This is a genomic window from Muricomes intestini (assembly GCF_004346165.1).
In the GTDB taxonomy this organism is placed as follows: Bacteria; Bacillota; Clostridia; order Lachnospirales; family Lachnospiraceae; genus Muricomes; species Muricomes intestini.
In genome coordinates this window covers 1-16,818 of the sequence record NZ_SLZZ01000010.1, presented here as the reverse complement: position 1 = coordinate 16,818, position 16,818 = coordinate 1, and the positions used below count along the sequence as shown (strand labels likewise).

Genomic DNA, 16,818 nt, shown 5'->3' with positions numbered 1-16,818 from the left:
CTAACACCTGCTCTTCTTAAATTCCTTCGCCGTCTCCACAATCTTTTCTGTCAGTTTATCAGTAAGAACCTTTTTATCTTCAATCTCTTTTCCAATCTCCGGATGGTCTGTGTCAAAATAATGCAGCATATCCATCTGGCACTGTTTTACCTTTTTCTTTTCAACATCTGAGAATATCTTATGAGTCGCCGCACAGAGGGTAATCACCTGCTCATGCATACTCAAAGGATGACTTAATGGCTGTTTGAGGAGTTCCATCAGCCCACCGCCATATTGCAGCTGTTCTTTTGTTGCCGCATCCAAATCCGAGCTGAACTGCGTAAACACTTCCATCTCACGGTACTGGGCCAGATCAATACGAATACTTCCCGCTGCCTTCTTCATAGCTTTTGTCTGGGCCGCACCACCTACACGGGATACAGACAATCCCACATTGACCGCCGGCCTCATGCCGGAAAAGAACAAGTCACTCTCCAGGAATATCTGGCCGTCTGTAATGGAAATAACATTCGTAGGAATATATGCAGATACGTCGCCTGCCTGTGTCTCAATAATAGGCAGCGCTGTAATAGAGCCGCCTCCTTTGGCCTCACTTAAGCGGCTGGAGCGCTCCAAAAGCCTGGAGTGCAGATAAAATACATCTCCGGGATAAGCTTCACGTCCCGGTGACCTTCCCAGAAGCAGGGACAATGCACGGTAGGCAACCGCGTGTTTGGACAAATCATCATATACAATCAGTACATCTTTTCCCTGATACATAAAGTGTTCTGCCAATGCTGTTCCCGCATAAGGTGCAATATATTGGAGCGGTGCACAGTCACTTGCGGTGGAGGAAACCACTATGGTATAGTCCATTGCGCCATTTACCGACAAAGTATTTACCACCTTTGCCACTGTAGAAGCCTTCTGTCCGATTGCAACATAGATGCATATTACATCTTTACCTTTTTGATTGATAATCGCGTCCAACGTTATAGACGTCTTGCCTGTCTGCCTGTCCCCAATAATCAGCTCCCTTTGTCCGCGTCCTATGGGAAACATAGAATCAATAGACAAAATACCTGTTTCAAGAGGCACGGAAACTGATTTGCGGTCGACGATGCCCGGGGCCTCCTCTTCAATCGGCCGGTAATCATCTGCAGGGATTTCACCTTTCCCGTCAATGGGCGCACCCAGAGAGTTCACAACTCTTCCTATATACTTATCTCCAACCGGAACGCCGGCTTTTTTCTTTGTACGGCTTACTTTTGTGCCTTCCTTAATTCCTGTCTCATGGCCAAAAAGGATACATCCCACAGAATCCTTGCGGATATCCTGTACCATTCCCTTCAGTCCATTTTCAAAAGTCACAATTTCCCCATACATGGCGTGATCAATCCCGTAAACAGTGGCAATACCGTCGCCTACTGAGATGACAGTTCCAACTTCACTGTTCTTGCTGATTGCATCAAAATTTTCTATTTCGTTCTTCAGAATAGAAATAATTTCATCTGAATTGATTGAACTCACCTTGTTCACCTCCAGGTCAATTTTTCTTCTAATCGATTCAAGCGTCCTTTTAGACTCCAGTCGTACTCGTCACTATTTGCATATAACACAAAGCCGCCGAGCAGCTCCTTATCTTCCCTGATTTCAATATCTGCGCTGCGGACATCATATTTTTTGCAGAGGAACGCCTGCATTTGTTTTAACTGTACCTCGCTTGGAGGTTCTACACAAGTCAGTACCGCTTTCAGAATCTGCTTCTGTTCATCGCAGTATCTGTCATACGCCGTAAAAATATCCATGAGAAGGTTAATTCTCTGATACTTGCAGGTCACTTTCAGGAAATTCCTGATCTCTTCAGGGAATGTCTTATCTATCACCTTCAGCTTCTGTTCTTCCCGGATCGTCGGGTTTATAAGAGCATCATGAAGCTGAGGAACCTCGGCAAAAATTTCCCTGGTTTTTTGTACGGCTTCCTCTGGAATCTTCAGCTCATACAGCACACGCGCATATCTCACTGCCGCCTGCGGGCAGTACAAATGATTAGTCGTTGTCTGGGTCTTCATGAGCGTCACCTACTTCTTCCAGAAATTGATTATAGATTCCCTGATTTCCTTGATTCTCTGTCTTTTCGCTTACAATCTTTGTGGCCGCCGCCATAGCAAGGCCTGCAATTTCTGACTGCAGCGCTTTCTTTGTCTGCTCCTGTTCTAATTGAATATTAGATTTAGCAGAATCCAGCAAGCTTCCGGCTTTTTCATCAGCCTCAGCCACAATCCTGTCATACTCGGCTTTCGCCTGTGTCTGTGCTTTTTCCACAATCTTGACGGATTCTTCCTTGGCTCCTGCCAGGGCTGCTGTATATTCCTGCTTCATCTGTGCAGCCTCTTCCTGAGCAGCACTGGCGTTATTCAAGCCATCAGCAATCATTTTTTCACGTTTTTCCATGATATTAGTGACCGGTTTGATTAAAAACTTTTTCAACAGAAGATAGAAAACAACAAGGTTTATAATGGTAAAGAGAAGGTTGCTCACACTTAATTGTAACACCTGTCCCACCTGCCTTTCTAAGTAACTGTTATTATTTCAAAAGTAATATAATCAGCAAACCAATAATAAAACCGTAAATAGCTGTCGCCTCGGCCAGTGCACACCCCAGAATAAGGTTCTTACTAATCTTGCCCTCTGCCTCCGGCTGCCTTGCGATTGCATCCACTGCCTTTCCTGTTGCAAGGCCAATTCCAATACCTGCTCCAACACCTGTTAAAACTGCTATAGCTGCTCCAATTGCGATTGTCATAATATTAATCTCCTTTATACTGTTTTTTAATTTTTTATTCTTGTTCCTCGTTCATAAATAATGCCGTCAGGAACACAAATACATAGGCCTGTAAAAATCCGTCAAATATATCAAAATAAAAACTAAATGGTATGGGTATCAGCACCGGTGCGACCAGCTTCAAGAGCTCCATAATAACAAAGGCTCCCAGTACGTTGCCAAACAGCCGCATGCAAAGAGACAACGGGCGGATTATAATCTCCAAAATGAGAATAGGCGCCACAACGGGTACCGGCTCCGCAAAATGTTTGACCCAATGCTTCAGGCCATTTCTGTGTATTCCTGAATATTCAATTAGGAACATACTCATAATAGCCAGTGCTGCCGTTACATTTAGATCCTTTGTGGGCGGCTTAAAACCAAATAGACCTATAATATTGGAAATGCCCAGATAGAGAATCACAGTAATCAAATACGGGACATAGCGCTTATTTTCCTTGCCCATAACATCTACAAAGAAATCCTGTATCCAGCCAATTGCGGATTCCAGCACAAGCTGCTTCTTCCCGGGGTTCTCAACACGAAGATTCCGGACAAAAATGATGGAAAGCAGAATCACGACTGCCATGATAATCCAGGTGACGACTACTGACTCCGACACATCAATCCCACCAAAGACAGGAATCGTAAACACAGTTTCCACGTTCAACTCTTCCAACAAGTTCTTTGTTAAACTTTCCGTATTGCTCCCTCCCTTTCTTTTCATATTTATTTCCCTATCAGATTGTTAATATCCAATAAGATTTGCTTTCTGAACCTCTGCCGTCCAAGAAAGCCTGCATCGGGAAAGGGCATTTCTTCATAATTTACTGTATAAGCCAAAGACCCCGCAGCAAGCTGCGGGGTCTTTGACCCTCGCGGCAGTCGCCAAATGGAAATGCAAGCATTTCCGCTTGGCTCATTGCTCGCGGAAATAAAAAAGGAAATTTCGCTCTCGAAATTCCATCCCCGTGCCCCCTTTTAAGGTGTAATATCCCCAAAAGTTGCCTAAAGTTTACACCCAAACTTTTAGCTTGTCAACGATAAAAAGCGACATTTTTTACATACATAAAGGCAACATTTTTTATCCAACTTTTATGCGATTTAAAGCAATTTTTATCAATTTTCATAAAAATTTAATCTTAATTTTTAATTCTAAATCTTTCAGGGGAGCAAAAGTAACAATTGAATCCACACACCACACGTAAAGAGCAGTGTTTTTCGTTATTTTACCCATCATATTGCCCATATTTCTATATAAAATACAAAACTCTGCATATCTGGAGTATACTATTAAATGATACCAGGGTCAAAAGGCCATGCTTTTCATGCTTGCATGAAAAAGCATGACCTTGGGATCCGCAAAACATGAGAAAGTAGCCCGAGTAGGGCGGATTTCGAATGTTTTTAGGATTGCGGGAGCACAAAGTGCGAAGCAATCCGTAGGTATCTTAATATTATACGAGAGGGTTTACTATGAATAAATTTAGAATGAATACTTCTTACAAATTCAACAGCTTTTTCCTTGGCTGCGGCATTCTAATGGCCGCCAGCGAGGTGTGGAAGCAATGGTATCTGACCTTTGTCTTAAATGGCGGTTTTTATCAGTGGTGGTTTTTTCCTTTTCAGCTATGCAGTGTACCCATGTATGTTCTCGTGATTCTTCCCCGAATCAGGAACTTTCGCGCACGCAATGCCCTTCTTACTTTTCTGATGTGCTATGGACTCTTGGGGGGAATCGCTGTTTTCGCTGATACCAGCGGACTCCAGTATCCTTCGCTCTGCCTGACGGTGCATTCTTATTTGTGGCATATTATGCTTATTACCGTTGGAGTAATAGCCGGTATCACTTGTATCATAGAAAGCAGCAGCCATATTCTTAGCTGGCGCCAATCTATAGACGGCACTTTGATTTATTTTCTTTGCTGCCTTATTGCTTCCCTTATAAATCACCTTTTTGGTGCCTTCGGCAGTATCAATATGTTTTATATTAATCCTTACTACAGGATGCAGCAGATTGGATTCACTTCTCTTGTGAGATATTGTGGAAACAATCTGGCTATTTTAATTTATATTTTAGCTACGGTTTTCGGAGCTTCCATTCTTTTTTGTGTCTGGATGCTTATTTCTCATTTTTCCTGTTCTTCATGATTTGTTCTTTCTTCCCGGACAATTTTCAGGAAATCTCGGCCCTCTTTCTTTTTGCTGGGCACAAATCTTCTCACCACACTGCCTTTTCCTCTGTTTTTTACATAAAAGTATCCTATTATCGAAAATATGGCTGCACCAATAAAGTTTACCAGTAAATCTTTCATTGTGTCTATCAGGCCAATATCCAGGTAGCCGCCAAGTCCCAAGTCCTTTCCGTTAATCACCACACTGGTTATGTTGTCGATTTCCATCGGCACGTTTCTTCCCGCCGGATTAAGCATAACCGATCTGATGGTTTGGATTACAGTGTCCTTCTGCATATCGTATCCAAAAATACAGTCCATTCCAAATTCAAAGAATTCCCATATTACACCGATGGTCATAGAAAAGCAGAATGCTACAATTGCCGTAAACACCGGCGAAAGCTGAAATACCATCTTTTCGCTGCGGTTCAGTAAATCGACCATCGAAAAACCTATGGCTGCTGCAAGGAATCCATTGATAGTATGCAAGACTGTGTCCCAAAATGGATACATAAGATAAAATTCACTGATTTCCCCAAGAATTTCCGCTGCAAATATAAACACGAGAATAATAATCTCCAGAGTGGTAGGCAGCTCCACTCTCATAGTAACCTGCACAAAACTTGGGATAATCAGAAGCAGCAATGTCAATATGCATAAAAACACATTCTCATAATTTCTGTTAAAAATCTGTAAAATCATGACGGCAATTACAAGCAGCCGCAAAATGAAATAAACCAGAAATGAGCTTCTATGTTCCCTCTGCTCCATCTGGAGTGCCTTCCACATAGTACGAAAGCGGTTTGTATTCCTTTTTTTACTTTTTTTCACCTATTATCCCCTCTCATTAAAGCCAGAATATTCTGAAAATGGAGCTCAAAAGGGTCTGACCCCTTTTTTCACTTTCTGATACACGTAAGAGACTGGAAGCCCCACTACATTATAGTAGTCTCCCTCTATTTTATCTATATAGACTGCAAACTTTCCCTGGATTCCGTATGCTCCTGCCTTATCCATGGGTTCTTTGCTGTGAATGTATCTCCAGATTTCGTCATCTTCCATTTTATGCACATACACCTTTGTTGCCTCAGCATGGCTGCTGACCTGACACCCCCCGTTGCTGTCATAGTCCAGAATTGCCACCCCGGTAAATACTTGATGAGCCTTTCCCTGTAAACTCTTCAGCATGTAATATGCATCTTTTTCATCTTTTGGTTTCCCTAAAATCTTATCATCCAGTGTCACAATTGTATCTGCGCCAATCACTATCATATTTCTTGCGTCCTGTTCTGATGCAACATTCTCTGCTTTCATTAAAGAAAGTTCTTTTACAATTTCTTCCGGCAGGACGCTTTTATAATATTCATCTTTATGACTTACTGCAACCTCAAATTTCAGTCCAATTTGTTCCATCAACTCTTTTCGGCGGGGGGATCCGGAGGCAAGTATAATCTTTTTCATTCTTTTCCAAAGTCCTCCCAGGCTTCCTTTAACTTTTCTGGTTGTTGAACCAGCATCCAGGACCCTAGTGCCATGCACTTTGCCACATACAGCATGGCCTTGTGCCCGATACTCATCCCTGCCTGGGCAGTCGCCGACCAATGGTGCAATGGAGTACCTTTGCAGAGGGCAGCTGCACTGAGCATTATTGTAGGTACTGTATGACTGACATCCGACACATCTGTTCCAATAGGCAATACTACAGGCTCATCCTCAAGAGGCTCCAGCCCTGCAAAATAAACACCATCATTGTGCAGCCCTGCCTGTTCACTGATTTCCTTTGCAAATGCAAGTTCTTCTTCGGTATGCTCCGGAAGGGGAATTCGTTTCATTGCTTCATAGAACACTTCAGCCAGAGTCCGATTTACCTTCATCTCTTTGTTCTGGGTCACACGCTCTATTTCAACTCTGGTTCCCGTCATCAGTGCAGCGCCCCGTGCACAGTCATCTACTCTCCGTGAGGCATTCTGCGTCCGTTCATGCTTACTGGAACGGATAAAATAATTTGTAGATGCAAAGTCCGGCACAATATTCGCCGGGCCATTTGGGCTGGTATAAGCATAATGCATCCGCACATCATCCGGCACATGCTCCCGCAAATAATTGACACCTACGTTCATCAGCTCCGCAGTATCCAGAGCACTGCGCCCCATCTCAGGATTCTTGGCAGCGTGCGCTGTGGTGCCATAAAATTTGTAATTTTTTATATCCTGGGACAGCCAGATATCATAACTTACCCGGTTCCTGTCAAAGGGGTGCCATGTGATGGCCGCCGACAGATCCTCAAATGCACCCTGCTCGTTCATTCGAATTTTTCCAATCACAATCTCCTCTGCCGGACAACCGTATACTCGGATTGTCCCTGTAGTTCCTGCTTTCTCCATCTGAGCTTTCAGTGCACAGGCGGCACCGGCACAGGCAGTACCCAGAAGATTGTGTCCACATCCATGTCCAGGGCCAGTCTCGGGATGGTGTTTAGGTACTGCCTTTTGCCCCAATCCCGGAAGTGCATCATATTCTGCCAGAAACCCCAAAATTGGTTTCCCGTCCCCCCACTGGGCAATAAATGACGTAGCAAATCCGGCGATATTCCACTGGATTGAAAACCCCCGCTCTGCCAAAAAATCTGCCAGACATTTGGATGAATATAGTTCCTTTTCCGATAATTCCGGATGGCAGAATATATCATCGGCTGTCCTTATCATCTCTTCTTTATTTTTCTCGAACCATGTCTCCCATATTGCATTGTCTTTCATTTCCCTGCCCCCTCCCTCTTAAAAGTATCGTGTATCTGCCACCTTAAGTTTCTCTTCTATATTATAACATGATACCAGGGTCCCAAGGTCATACTTTTTCATGCAAGCATGAAAAAGTATGACCTTGGGACCCGCAAAACATGAGAAAGTAGCCCGAGTAGGGCGGATTTCGAATGTTTTTAGGATTGCTTCGCCTGTTGTTTCTTGTGGTTTCTTTTGTTATTCGTGTGGTTTTCTGTATGTTTTATGCGATAATACATTGCTATTTTCCTGTGGTTGTTGTATAATGAATTTATTGTAAATCGTGGGTTATCATCCGATAGGAGAAGAAAGAGATGAAAAGATCAAAACGTATTGAAACATTGGACAAACGTCCTGTCAATCTGGACGGTTATATCAATGAATGGCCGGAGATGGGTTTTGTGGCAATGACAAGCCCTTACGACCCAAAGCCTTCTATTAAAATAGAGAATAGCCGAATTACAGAGCTGGACGGCAAAAAGAGAGAAGATTTTGACTTTATCGACCAGTTTATTGCCGATTATGCAATTAATATTGAAAGGGCCGAAAGGTCTATGACTGTTCCTTCCCTGGATATTGCACGTATGATTGTGGATATTCATGTGTCTAGAAAAGAGATCCTGGAGGTTGTCAGCGGCATCACTCCTGCCAAGATGACAGCGGTCATGAACCATTTAAATGTTGTAGAGCTGATGATGGGGATGCAGAAAATCCGAGCCCGCAGGACTCCGGGTAATCAGGCACACATTACCAACCTGAAGGACGATCCGGTGCAGATAGCCGCAGATGCTGCAGAAGGTGCGCTCCGTGGCTTTGCTGAGGAAGAAACCACTATGGGTGTTGCCAGATATGCACCCCTTAGTGCCATGGCACTTTTAATCGGCTCCCAGGTGGGCCGGCCGGGCGTACTGACACAATGTTCCGCCGAGGAGGCAACCGAGCTGGAACTTGGCATCAGAGGTCTGACTACATACGCCGAAACACTTTCCGTATACGGCACGGAAAAAGTATTTATAGATGGGGATGACACCCCTTACTCCAAGGCATTTTTGAACTCAGCCTATGCTTCCAGAGGATTGAAGGTTCGTTTCACCTCTGGCTCCGGCTCCGAGGTTCTGATGGGAAGCAGTGAAAAGAAGTCCATGCTTTATCTGGAGTGCCGCTGTCTTTATGCCACAAAAGGGGCAGGAAGCCAGGGGATTCAGAATGGCTCCGTCAGCTGTATCGGAGTACCCGGCGCAGTGCCGGGAGGTATCCGCGAAGTCATGAGCGAGAATCTGGTGGCTGCACTTCTGGGGCTAGAATGTGCTTCCTCCAATGATCAGAGCTTTTCCAACTCTGACATGAGACGGACTGCAAGGACTATGCTCCAGTTTCTTCCGGGAACAGATTTCATTTTCTCCGGCTATGCGGGAGAACCCAACTATGACAATATGTTTGCAGGCTCCAACTTTGATGCCGAAGATTTTGATGACTATAATGTATTACAGAGAGATATGCAAGTGGACGGGGGCCTTCGTCCTGTGACGGAAGAAGAAGTCATTCATGTCAGGGAAAAAGCCGCAAAAGCCGTGCAGGCAGTATTCAAATATCTTGGATTATCACCGGTTTCCGACGAGCAGGTAGAGGCTGTCACCTACGCCCACGGAAGTAAAGATACCCTTCCCCGTGATGTCACAGCAGACTTGATGGCTGCAGAAGATGTGCTGAAACGGGGCATTACCGGAATCGACGTAGTAAAGGCGCTTGCCGAGTCGGGCTTCCAGGATATCGCAGAAAGCGTGTTGAGTATGCTCAAGCAGCGTGTTGCCGGAGACTATATGCAGACATCTGCTATACTAGACAAGAATTTCCACGTTATGTCCGGAGTAAATACGCCGAACGACTACATGGGCCCCGGAACCGGCTATCGTGTGGAGGGAAAGCGCTGGGAAGAGATTAAGAAGATTCCTCACATTATAAACCCACAGGATATATAGGAGGAGAAGACATGCAGATAAATGAAGATTTAGTAAAACAGATAACAAATGCGGTTCTCGCCCAGATGGCGCCAAAAAGTGGCGAGGTAAACCCGGCAGATGCTCCTGTCTCTTCTGAGGTTCCGTCTATGACAGGGCATGAAAGAATCAACGAAGTAAAAACTTCCTACGTTTCCTATCCAAAAGCCAAAAAGGGGACTGACCCCAAAGAGGTTGTAATCGGAGTCGGCGCCGCATTTCAGAAAGAGATTAAAAAAACAATCTGCGGCATACCCCTGGAGGAGGTTTTGAAAAATGTAAAAGCCGGAATTGAAGAGGAAGGCATGATTCCGAGAGTTGTTAAAATTCTTGACACCTCCGATGTCTGCTTTATGGCTCTGGAATCTGCCAAGCTGTCAGGCTCCGGCATCGGTGTCGGAATTCAGTCCAAAGGAACCACTGTTATCCATCAGAGGGATCTGTACCCCCTCTCGAACCTGGAGTTATTTCCCCAGGCACCTTTGATGACTCTGGAGACCTATCGAAGGATCGGACAGAATGCGGCAAAATATGTAAAGGGTGAGCAGGTCGTGCCTATCCCTTCTGCCAACGATCCCATGACCCGGCCAAAGTATCAGGTAAAGGCTGCACTGATGCATATTGCAGAGACAGAGCAGCTTGACCCCGAGGTAGGAATTATTGAATGGGAGGGAAAGTAAATGCAGTATCCATTAGGTGAACACGAGAAAGAAAAAATCACATCCAGAACTGGTAAAAAATTAACTGACATCACACTAGATGAGGTCATGAAAAATCATGTTGCTCCCGATGATATCAAGATATCAAAAGAAATGCTCAAAGCCCAAGGGCAGGTTGCAAAGGAAGCTGGAAATGCCCCTATGGAAAAGAACTTTGAGCGCGCTGCAGAGCTGGTAGATGTGCCGGACGATGTGATTTTGAAAATGTACGACAAGCTCCGCCCCAACCGCTCCACCAAACTGGAGTTAGTAATGATGGCCCAGGAGCTCTTGGAAAAATATAACGCCAAAAACTGTGCACGGCTTGTTATGGAAGCCGCAGAAGTGTATGAAAAGAGAGGTGTTCTGCTTTGACTTATATTGCCGGAGTTGATATAGGAAATTCTACTACTGAAGTATGTGTCGGGGAAGCTGACTTAAACGGCAGTATTCATTTCCTGACCAGCTCTTCCTGCCCTACAACAGGAACGAAAGGTACGCTTTCCAATACCCACGGCATCAAAACAGCCTTAAAGCAGGCCATGAGCAAAATAAACAGGAACATGGAAGATATCACCCTGATCCGCCTCAATGAGGCAGCACCGGTCATCGGTGACACTGCTATGGAAACTTTGACAGAGACGATCATTACAGATTCATCCATGATTGGGCACAACCCTTCCACTCCCGCCGGTGCAGGCCAGGCTGTTGGGGAGATTCTGCTTATTGACAACCTCTCCCGGGGCGTTTCTGGAACTGCTTATATTGTGGCGGCACCATCCTCCTTTTCCTACGAGGAGGTTGCTGCTCTTCTGAACCAATCCGCAGATTCCTTGGATATCACCGGAGTGATTCTGCAGGCTGACGAGGCCGTTCTCGTAGAAAACCGTCTCCATAAAAAAGTACCTATTATCGATGAGGTGGCGCGGATTAACAAGCTCCCCGATGGAGTTCCGGCAGCAATCGAAGTTGCACTGCCCGGGCAGACCATACGCATGCTGTCCAATCCCTACGGAATTGCAACCCTTCTTCACCTGAATGCAGAAGAGACACGCACAGTCACTCCAATTGCCAAGAGTCTGATTGGGAAACGCAGTGCAGTTGTCCTGAAAACTCCCGGAGGCAACGTCCGTGAAAATGCACTCCCTGCCGGAGAAATATATCTGGAGGCAGAGAACAGTACTTCAATTAACCTGGATGAAGGCGCAGAAAAAATCATGCAGGTTGTTTCTGATGCCGGGAATATCCGGGACCTCAGCGGCCAGCCGGACACGAACGTCGGCAACATGTTCAACCGAATCAAAAAGGGCATGAGCGAAGTCGATAATATACCGGACGCAGATATACATATCACAGATATTTTGGCCGTCGATACAATGGCACCCGTTTTAATTTCCGGTGCCCTGGCAGGGGAAACCTGTCTGGAAAAAGCAGTGGGTATTGCAGCTATGGTAAAAACCCAGCAGCTTCCCATGCAGAAAATCGCTGAGATTTTAAAGTCAGAGCTCCACACAGACGTAAAGGTAGCTGGAGTTGAGGCGGTTATGGCCGGCCTCGGTGCGCTCACCACTCCGGGCACAAAGCTCCCCCTTGCCATTTTGGACATGGGAGGAGGCTCTACCGATGCAGCTGTAATATCCGAAGAGGGACGGGTTATCATGACACATCAGGCAGGAGCCGGCGAATTAGTCTCCATGCTGATTGAAACGGAATTGGGCTTGTCAGACCGGCATATGGCGGAACAGATTAAAAAATATCCCCTTGCAAAAGTGGAGAGCCTTTTCCACATGCGCATGGAAAATGGACAGATGACTTTTGTGGACGAATCTATCGACCCGCGGTTTTATGGGCGTGTTGTTCTTCTCGCGGAAGAAGGTTTTATCCGCATTGAGGAAGATATCCCCATGGAGAAGATTGTACAAGTGCGCCAGGATGCAAAGCGCAAAGTATTTGTAACAAACGCTTTTCGTGCCCTTCAAAAAGTAGCACCTGATCATGACCTGAAAAACATATCAAATGTGGTGCTTGTCGGAGGATCTGCTGAAGACTTTGAGATACCTGAAATGCTCATGGATGAGTTTTCCAATTATCGTATTGTATGCGGCAGGGGAAACATTCGAGGACAGGAAGGCCCCCGAAATGCTGTGGCAACCGGACTTGTGCTTTCATATGCAGGAGAGATACAATGATTATTAAAAAACCTTCTATTTTTATATATACAAATGAACCCGATGCTGCTGCTCTAACGGAAATATGCGCCGGCATTGAAGAAGAAGGCGTATTTTTTGAACTGAAAGAAATGGAGACATCCAATTTAGATGACCTTGCCTGGAATGCAGCCAATGACTCCATGCTTGGTTCTGGAATTGCCATAAAGGGAAAGTATGCTGCACTTCAGATGCGTGGTCTCAATAAAGGCCGCAATATACAAAGCTATCAAAATCCTACTAAAGAACAGTGCAGGAAACTGGGCGCAAACAGTGCAAGAGCCATTAAGAAACTGGCGTTTAAATAGTTACTTATGTTTACCTTTATCTATTAGGCGAAGGAGGGCTTTACAATGAAAATCTATACCAAAGGCGGGGATAAGGGCAAAACCTCTCTCATGAACGGAATCAGAGTTTCCAAGTGCGATGCCAGAATCGAACTGCTTGGAGCTATCGATGAGCTCAACAGCCACTTAGGGCTGGCAAAAGTAATTGCAGAGCCCAAGCTTCAGGGGCGTCTTTCTAAAATACAGAGGGAATTGATGTTGATCATGGGGGGAATCGCCGATCCCCGGAATCCTGAATATCGTGTTTCCGATGAACAGATTCAGGTATTGGAAGTAGAAATCGACAGAATGGAGAATTCATTTCCCCGCCCTAAGCTTTTTGTCCTGTATGGCGGATGCGAACAATCCGCCCGGCTGGATGTGGCAAGGGCCGTGGCAAGAAGGGCCGAGCGGAGATTCCATAAAGTTGCCCAGAATTACGGAGCAGATCACACAGCCTTGAAATATATCAACCGACTCTCCGATTTTCTGTACGAAACAGCAAGATATGCCGATTATAAAGCTTCCTCCGAGCCAAACGATGAAATAATGCAGCAAGTCATTAAAAATGTAATGCAGACGTTTAACAAACGTATTTAAGGAGATGATACATATATGTCTGCTGACAAAGATGTGCACTGTAAAATTGAACATCATGCCGTTATGTTCGCATTGCTATCTAAAAATGTTATAAAACAATTTCATGTGGAGGGCAAAGATGCAATTTTAACGGCCATGACAAAATATGGGAATGAGCGCGGTGCCAGAATGGCTCAGAATGCCTTGAAAAATGGTGATGAGCTCACAGTTATGACAAACCAGGCCTATGGAGAATGGCAGCCTGATTATGACGGGCAGATGACATTCGGGCAGCTCAGGACACAGCCCACACTTCAAACCTACATCAGCAAATGTGCATGGTGCGAGGCCTGGAAAAAGCATGGCCTTCTGGAATATGGAAAATATTACTGCGTAGATGTGGACAACGCTGTATTCCAAGGATTTCGTCCGGATTTCGTCTGTTCGCACCTGACAGAAAGCATGAGTTTTGGAGGGGACAGATGTGAATTTGACTGGGGAGCACCTCTCACAGATGAGGATGTAATAAAACTGCAGGAAAAAAAGAAAGAGCTGGGAACCTCCCGCATGAAAGACTTCAACTTTCATACCGCACATTTACTACATAGTATTTCCGAAACTTTGCTGGAAGAACTTGGGGACAAGGCACGGCCCGCCATTGATAAGGCAAAGCAGGAATTTGCAAATACATTTGGCAAAGAATATCTGGACGTATTAGAGAAATCATATGATACCAGGGTCAAAAGGTCATGCGTTTCATGCTTGCATGAAAAAGCATGACTTTGGGACCCGCAAAACATGAGAAAGAAGCCCGAGTAGGGCGGATTTCGAATGTTTTTAGGATTGCGGGAGCACAAAATGCGGAGCAATCCGTAGGTATCAGGGGGCAAAATACTTTTTGACCCCAACATCATCATATGTATAAAATCATCCATGTCGATAATTAAAATACATACATGAAGGAAGGAGAACGCTATGTTAAAAAAGAGGATTGGTGTTATTGGATACGGAAATATGGGAAGTGCAATTTTGCGCGGTGCAATTGGTACAGATGCTTTTAGCAAGGAGGATTTTGCAGTTTACGATATCCTTTCTGGGCCCATGAAGCGGGCAGAGGATCTGGGCATCAGCACAGCTGACAGCAATGCCCGGCTGTGTGACGAATGCGATATCATACTTCTAGCAGTAAAGCCACAGAATGCAGCCGAAGCACTGGAAAGCTGCAAAGGCCATTTGAAAGGTAAAGTACTGGTTTCCATCGTTGCCGGGCTCTGGGCAGAGCGCATTGCAGCCATGATTGATGAAAATGTACGCATATTGAGAGTGATGCCCAACACTCCCGCCTTAGTTTCAGAAGGTATGTTTGTCCTTTGCTCAGACAACACCTTGAATGAGGAGGAAATTACTCTCATGAGCCAGTTATTTTCCTCCATCGGAATTATTGAATGGCTTCCCGAAAAATTAATTGATGTTGCATGCGGACTAAGCGGAGGCGGTCCTGCCTACACGGCAATGTTTATTGAAGCGTTGGCTGACGGAGCCGTCAAACAGGGGCTGCCTCGTGACACAGCTTACAAACTTGCCGCCCAGACTTGTCTTGGAACATCAAAAATGATACTAGATACAAAAATTCATCCCGGGGCATTAAAAGATATGGTCAGCTCCCCCGGCGGAACTACTATAGAAGGTGTAGAGGCTTTAGAAAAGGGCGGTTTCCGTTATTCCGTTATGAATTGCATCAAAGCCGCTACCGAAAAATCAAAGGAACTGTAAACTGTAAAATTAAAAAATTGTAAAAATGGACAAACCGGGGCCGTCTTCTCTGAAAAAATACAGAAGGAGACGGTCCCTTTTACTTTGCCTGGCTCAGTATGCTCTAATATTCTTCTAATTTTAATATTCTTCCCACCTGCCGTGTGTTCTGCCCGTTCTTCTCTGGCGTGCTCTCTGCTTTTCACGCTGTACTTTTCTTTCTAGACGCCGTTTGTCGCGCTCCATTATCCTGGCCGGGGCGAGAGCTGTCCAGCAAAAAATACGTACAACCATGATCCCGAGAAAGACACCAATGCTGTCAATCCCTACATCTTTGATGGAAGGCCCGCGTCCCTCCACAAAGGACTGATGGTACTCATCTCCGCAGGCAAATCCGACACATATCAGGCCGGCAACCAGTACCAGTCCAAAGCCTCGAAGACCGTACACATAAAACGGAAGAGCTACCGTAACTGCCAGAACAAAATATTCCGTCATATGTGCCGCCTTCCTTACTGGATATTCTATTCTTTGGGCAGCCTCATCAATCTCCCAGTCCTCCAGGTTCTTATCTAACACCTCATTGCCTACCTCCACAAGCTTGTGGCTCACAGTGTAGCTTAAATTTCCGGAATCCATGCCGGACTGAGCAGAAAAACTGAAAATCACATACATCATAATAATTGCAGGAAGAAAAGATAAAGGTTTTAATATAAATAAAATGAGCTTTTTAAGCATCCCATGTCACATCCTTTTCTTAAGTAAATATTTTACTATCATACACTTATGAGAAGACAAAATCAAGTTTGGTTTTAGTACTTCTATAGTATTGATTACAAGTTCAATGTATGCTATGCTTCCAACAGAACAACCGTGTACAGGGTGGTTGCCTCCCGGACTTCACCGAAGAAGGGAGGTGGTGCAGATGAACATACAAGAGGCTATTTCTTTGATAATATCATTCGGGATTTTCCTGATTGCACTGCTTACCTACATAGATAGGATTAATAAGCGAAAATAAAAACTGCCCTGAGACTTTGACGAGCTAGGGCAGTTCATAATAAATGCTTCCGGGAGTCAACCCCTTGTGGGCGGTTGTTCTCTTCATATGTATAATATAACATATCTTCCAGAACTTCGCAACACCTCTGTTTCCAAGTCCAGGTTAAACTTATAAATTGTTATTTCAAGCAGCACCGTACTGTGCTGCTTGAAAAATATAGAGAGTTGTCTTATTTCAGGGAAGAACCCCCTGTAGACTCTAATGCTTTCTGTATACTATTTATATCCAACATGGAGAGCATACGTTCGGTTTCATTTTCATAATCCAAGGAGAGTTCATACCGAATCCTTTTCATGCTTATCTTATAGCTTTCTTTTACCAACCGTAAGATCGACATTACTATCTTCTTCATAATCTGCAGATTTTTGGCCCCCGTTTTGGCCATGCTTGTATTTTTATCATCCTGGAACGTGAAATCCAACTGCCAGTGTAACTGGTTCTC

19 protein-coding genes and 1 pseudogene are annotated in these 16,818 nt (G+C 44.8%); 10 read left to right on the top strand and 10 right to left on the bottom strand.

The genetic code is table 11. From position 1 onward, the window contains the following. The 5 genes from atpA to EDD59_RS08350 are packed head-to-tail and all read right to left on the bottom strand — an operon-like array spanning position 1 to position 3,482. Entirely contained in the window at positions 1-1,509 is a 1,509-nt protein-coding gene (gene atpA / locus EDD59_RS08370; protein ID WP_207670387.1) for a F0F1 ATP synthase subunit alpha, read from the bottom strand. A gap of 5 nt (positions 1,510-1,514) precedes the next feature. Next, positions 1,515-2,051 (bottom strand): ATP synthase F1 subunit delta, encoded by a 537-nt coding sequence (gene atpH / locus EDD59_RS08365; RefSeq protein ID WP_132380906.1) that lies wholly within the window; start codon positions 2,049-2,051, stop codon positions 1,515-1,517. After that, the gene (gene atpF / locus EDD59_RS08360; RefSeq protein WP_330572011.1) at positions 2,029-2,520 is read right to left on the bottom strand and encodes a F0F1 ATP synthase subunit B; all 492 of its coding nucleotides are present in this window, start codon (positions 2,518-2,520) and stop codon (positions 2,029-2,031) included. Before atpF ends, atpH begins: the two co-directional genes overlap by 23 nt. 46 nt (positions 2,521-2,566) lie before the next feature. Then, positions 2,567-2,785, bottom strand: a complete 219-nt coding sequence (gene atpE / locus EDD59_RS08355; protein ID WP_089983493.1) for an ATP synthase F0 subunit C — start codon at positions 2,783-2,785, stop codon at positions 2,567-2,569. Positions 2,786-2,819: 34 nt separating this feature from the next. Next, on the bottom strand, positions 2,820-3,482 hold the full coding sequence (locus EDD59_RS08350) for a F0F1 ATP synthase subunit A (protein WP_132381068.1): 663 nt from the start codon (positions 3,480-3,482) through the stop codon (positions 2,820-2,822). 797 nt (positions 3,483-4,279) lie between these two features. Here EDD59_RS08350 and EDD59_RS08345 point away from each other — a divergent pair. Then, positions 4,280-4,954, top strand: coding sequence for a hypothetical protein (locus tag EDD59_RS08345; protein WP_132380902.1), 675 nt, complete (start codon positions 4,280-4,282; stop codon positions 4,952-4,954). On the opposite strand, the gene EDD59_RS08340 is transcribed toward EDD59_RS08345, so the two are convergent. The 3 genes from EDD59_RS08340 to EDD59_RS08330 all read right to left on the bottom strand — a co-directional run bounded on the left by EDD59_RS08340 (position 4,933) and on the right by EDD59_RS08330 (position 7,733). Beyond that, on the bottom strand, positions 4,933-5,766 hold the full coding sequence (locus EDD59_RS08340; protein WP_207670389.1) for a DUF2238 domain-containing protein: 834 nt from the start codon (positions 5,764-5,766) through the stop codon (positions 4,933-4,935). The genes EDD59_RS08345 and EDD59_RS08340 overlap by 22 nt on opposite strands. Before the next feature lie 87 nt (positions 5,767-5,853). Next, positions 5,854-6,438 carry a Maf family protein gene (locus EDD59_RS08335; RefSeq protein ID WP_132380898.1) on the bottom strand — a complete coding sequence of 195 codons (585 nt, stop codon included), beginning with the start codon at positions 6,436-6,438 and terminating at the stop codon, positions 5,854-5,856. Continuing rightward, entirely contained in the window at positions 6,435-7,733 is a 1,299-nt protein-coding gene (locus tag EDD59_RS08330; protein ID WP_132380896.1) for an amidohydrolase, read from the bottom strand. The genes EDD59_RS08335 and EDD59_RS08330 overlap by 4 nt, the downstream gene beginning before the upstream one ends. Positions 7,734-8,068: 335 nt before the next feature. Between EDD59_RS08330 and EDD59_RS08325 the strand changes: the two genes are divergently transcribed. From EDD59_RS08325 to proC, 8 genes are all read left to right on the top strand, one after another. Then, positions 8,069-9,733: a propanediol/glycerol family dehydratase large subunit gene (locus EDD59_RS08325; protein ID WP_132380894.1), complete on the top strand. Its 1,665-nt coding sequence runs from the start codon at positions 8,069-8,071 to the stop codon at positions 9,731-9,733. Positions 9,734-9,744: 11 nt separating this feature from the next. Then, on the top strand, positions 9,745-10,431 hold the full coding sequence (locus EDD59_RS08320) for a propanediol/glycerol family dehydratase medium subunit (RefSeq protein WP_132380892.1): 687 nt from the start codon (positions 9,745-9,747) through the stop codon (positions 10,429-10,431). Next, complete coding sequence (locus tag EDD59_RS08315; RefSeq protein ID WP_132380890.1) at positions 10,432-10,824, top strand: diol dehydratase small subunit; 393 nt, start codon at positions 10,432-10,434, stop codon at positions 10,822-10,824. Beyond that, positions 10,821-12,638 (top strand): diol dehydratase reactivase subunit alpha, encoded by a 1,818-nt coding sequence (locus EDD59_RS08310; RefSeq protein WP_132380887.1) that lies wholly within the window; start codon positions 10,821-10,823, stop codon positions 12,636-12,638. Before EDD59_RS08315 ends, EDD59_RS08310 begins: the two co-directional genes overlap by 4 nt. Continuing rightward, positions 12,635-12,964 carry a glycerol dehydratase reactivase beta/small subunit family protein gene (locus EDD59_RS08305; RefSeq protein ID WP_132380885.1) on the top strand — a complete coding sequence of 110 codons (330 nt, stop codon included), beginning with the start codon at positions 12,635-12,637 and terminating at the stop codon, positions 12,962-12,964. Before EDD59_RS08310 ends, EDD59_RS08305 begins: the two co-directional genes overlap by 4 nt. A gap of 45 nt (positions 12,965-13,009) precedes the next feature. Next, positions 13,010-13,582: a cob(I)yrinic acid a,c-diamide adenosyltransferase gene (locus EDD59_RS08300; RefSeq protein WP_132380883.1), complete on the top strand. Its 573-nt coding sequence runs from the start codon at positions 13,010-13,012 to the stop codon at positions 13,580-13,582. Between the two features lie 15 nt (positions 13,583-13,597). Then, a complete protein-coding gene (locus EDD59_RS08295) occupies positions 13,598-14,341 on the top strand; it encodes an L-2-amino-thiazoline-4-carboxylic acid hydrolase (protein WP_132380881.1) in 744 nt (247 codons plus the stop codon). 195 nt (positions 14,342-14,536) lie between these two features. After that, positions 14,537-15,334, top strand: coding sequence for a pyrroline-5-carboxylate reductase (proC, locus tag EDD59_RS08290; RefSeq protein ID WP_132380879.1), 798 nt, complete (start codon positions 14,537-14,539; stop codon positions 15,332-15,334). Positions 15,335-15,454: 120 nt separating this feature from the next. Here proC and EDD59_RS08285 read toward each other — a convergent pair whose 3' ends face one another. After that, positions 15,455-16,051: a VanZ family protein gene (locus EDD59_RS08285; RefSeq protein WP_243117371.1), complete on the bottom strand. Its 597-nt coding sequence runs from the start codon at positions 16,049-16,051 to the stop codon at positions 15,455-15,457. Between the two features lie 187 nt (positions 16,052-16,238). Here EDD59_RS08285 and EDD59_RS18085 point away from each other — a divergent pair, with 187 nt between their 5' ends. Further along, a complete protein-coding gene (locus tag EDD59_RS18085) occupies positions 16,239-16,334 on the top strand; it encodes a putative holin-like toxin (RefSeq protein ID WP_243117370.1) in 96 nt (31 codons plus the stop codon). A gap of 211 nt (positions 16,335-16,545) precedes the next feature. Here the strand turns inward: EDD59_RS18085 and EDD59_RS08280 are convergent. Beyond that, positions 16,546-16,818 (bottom strand): annotated as a pseudogene (locus EDD59_RS08280) (hypothetical protein); the annotation flags it as partial.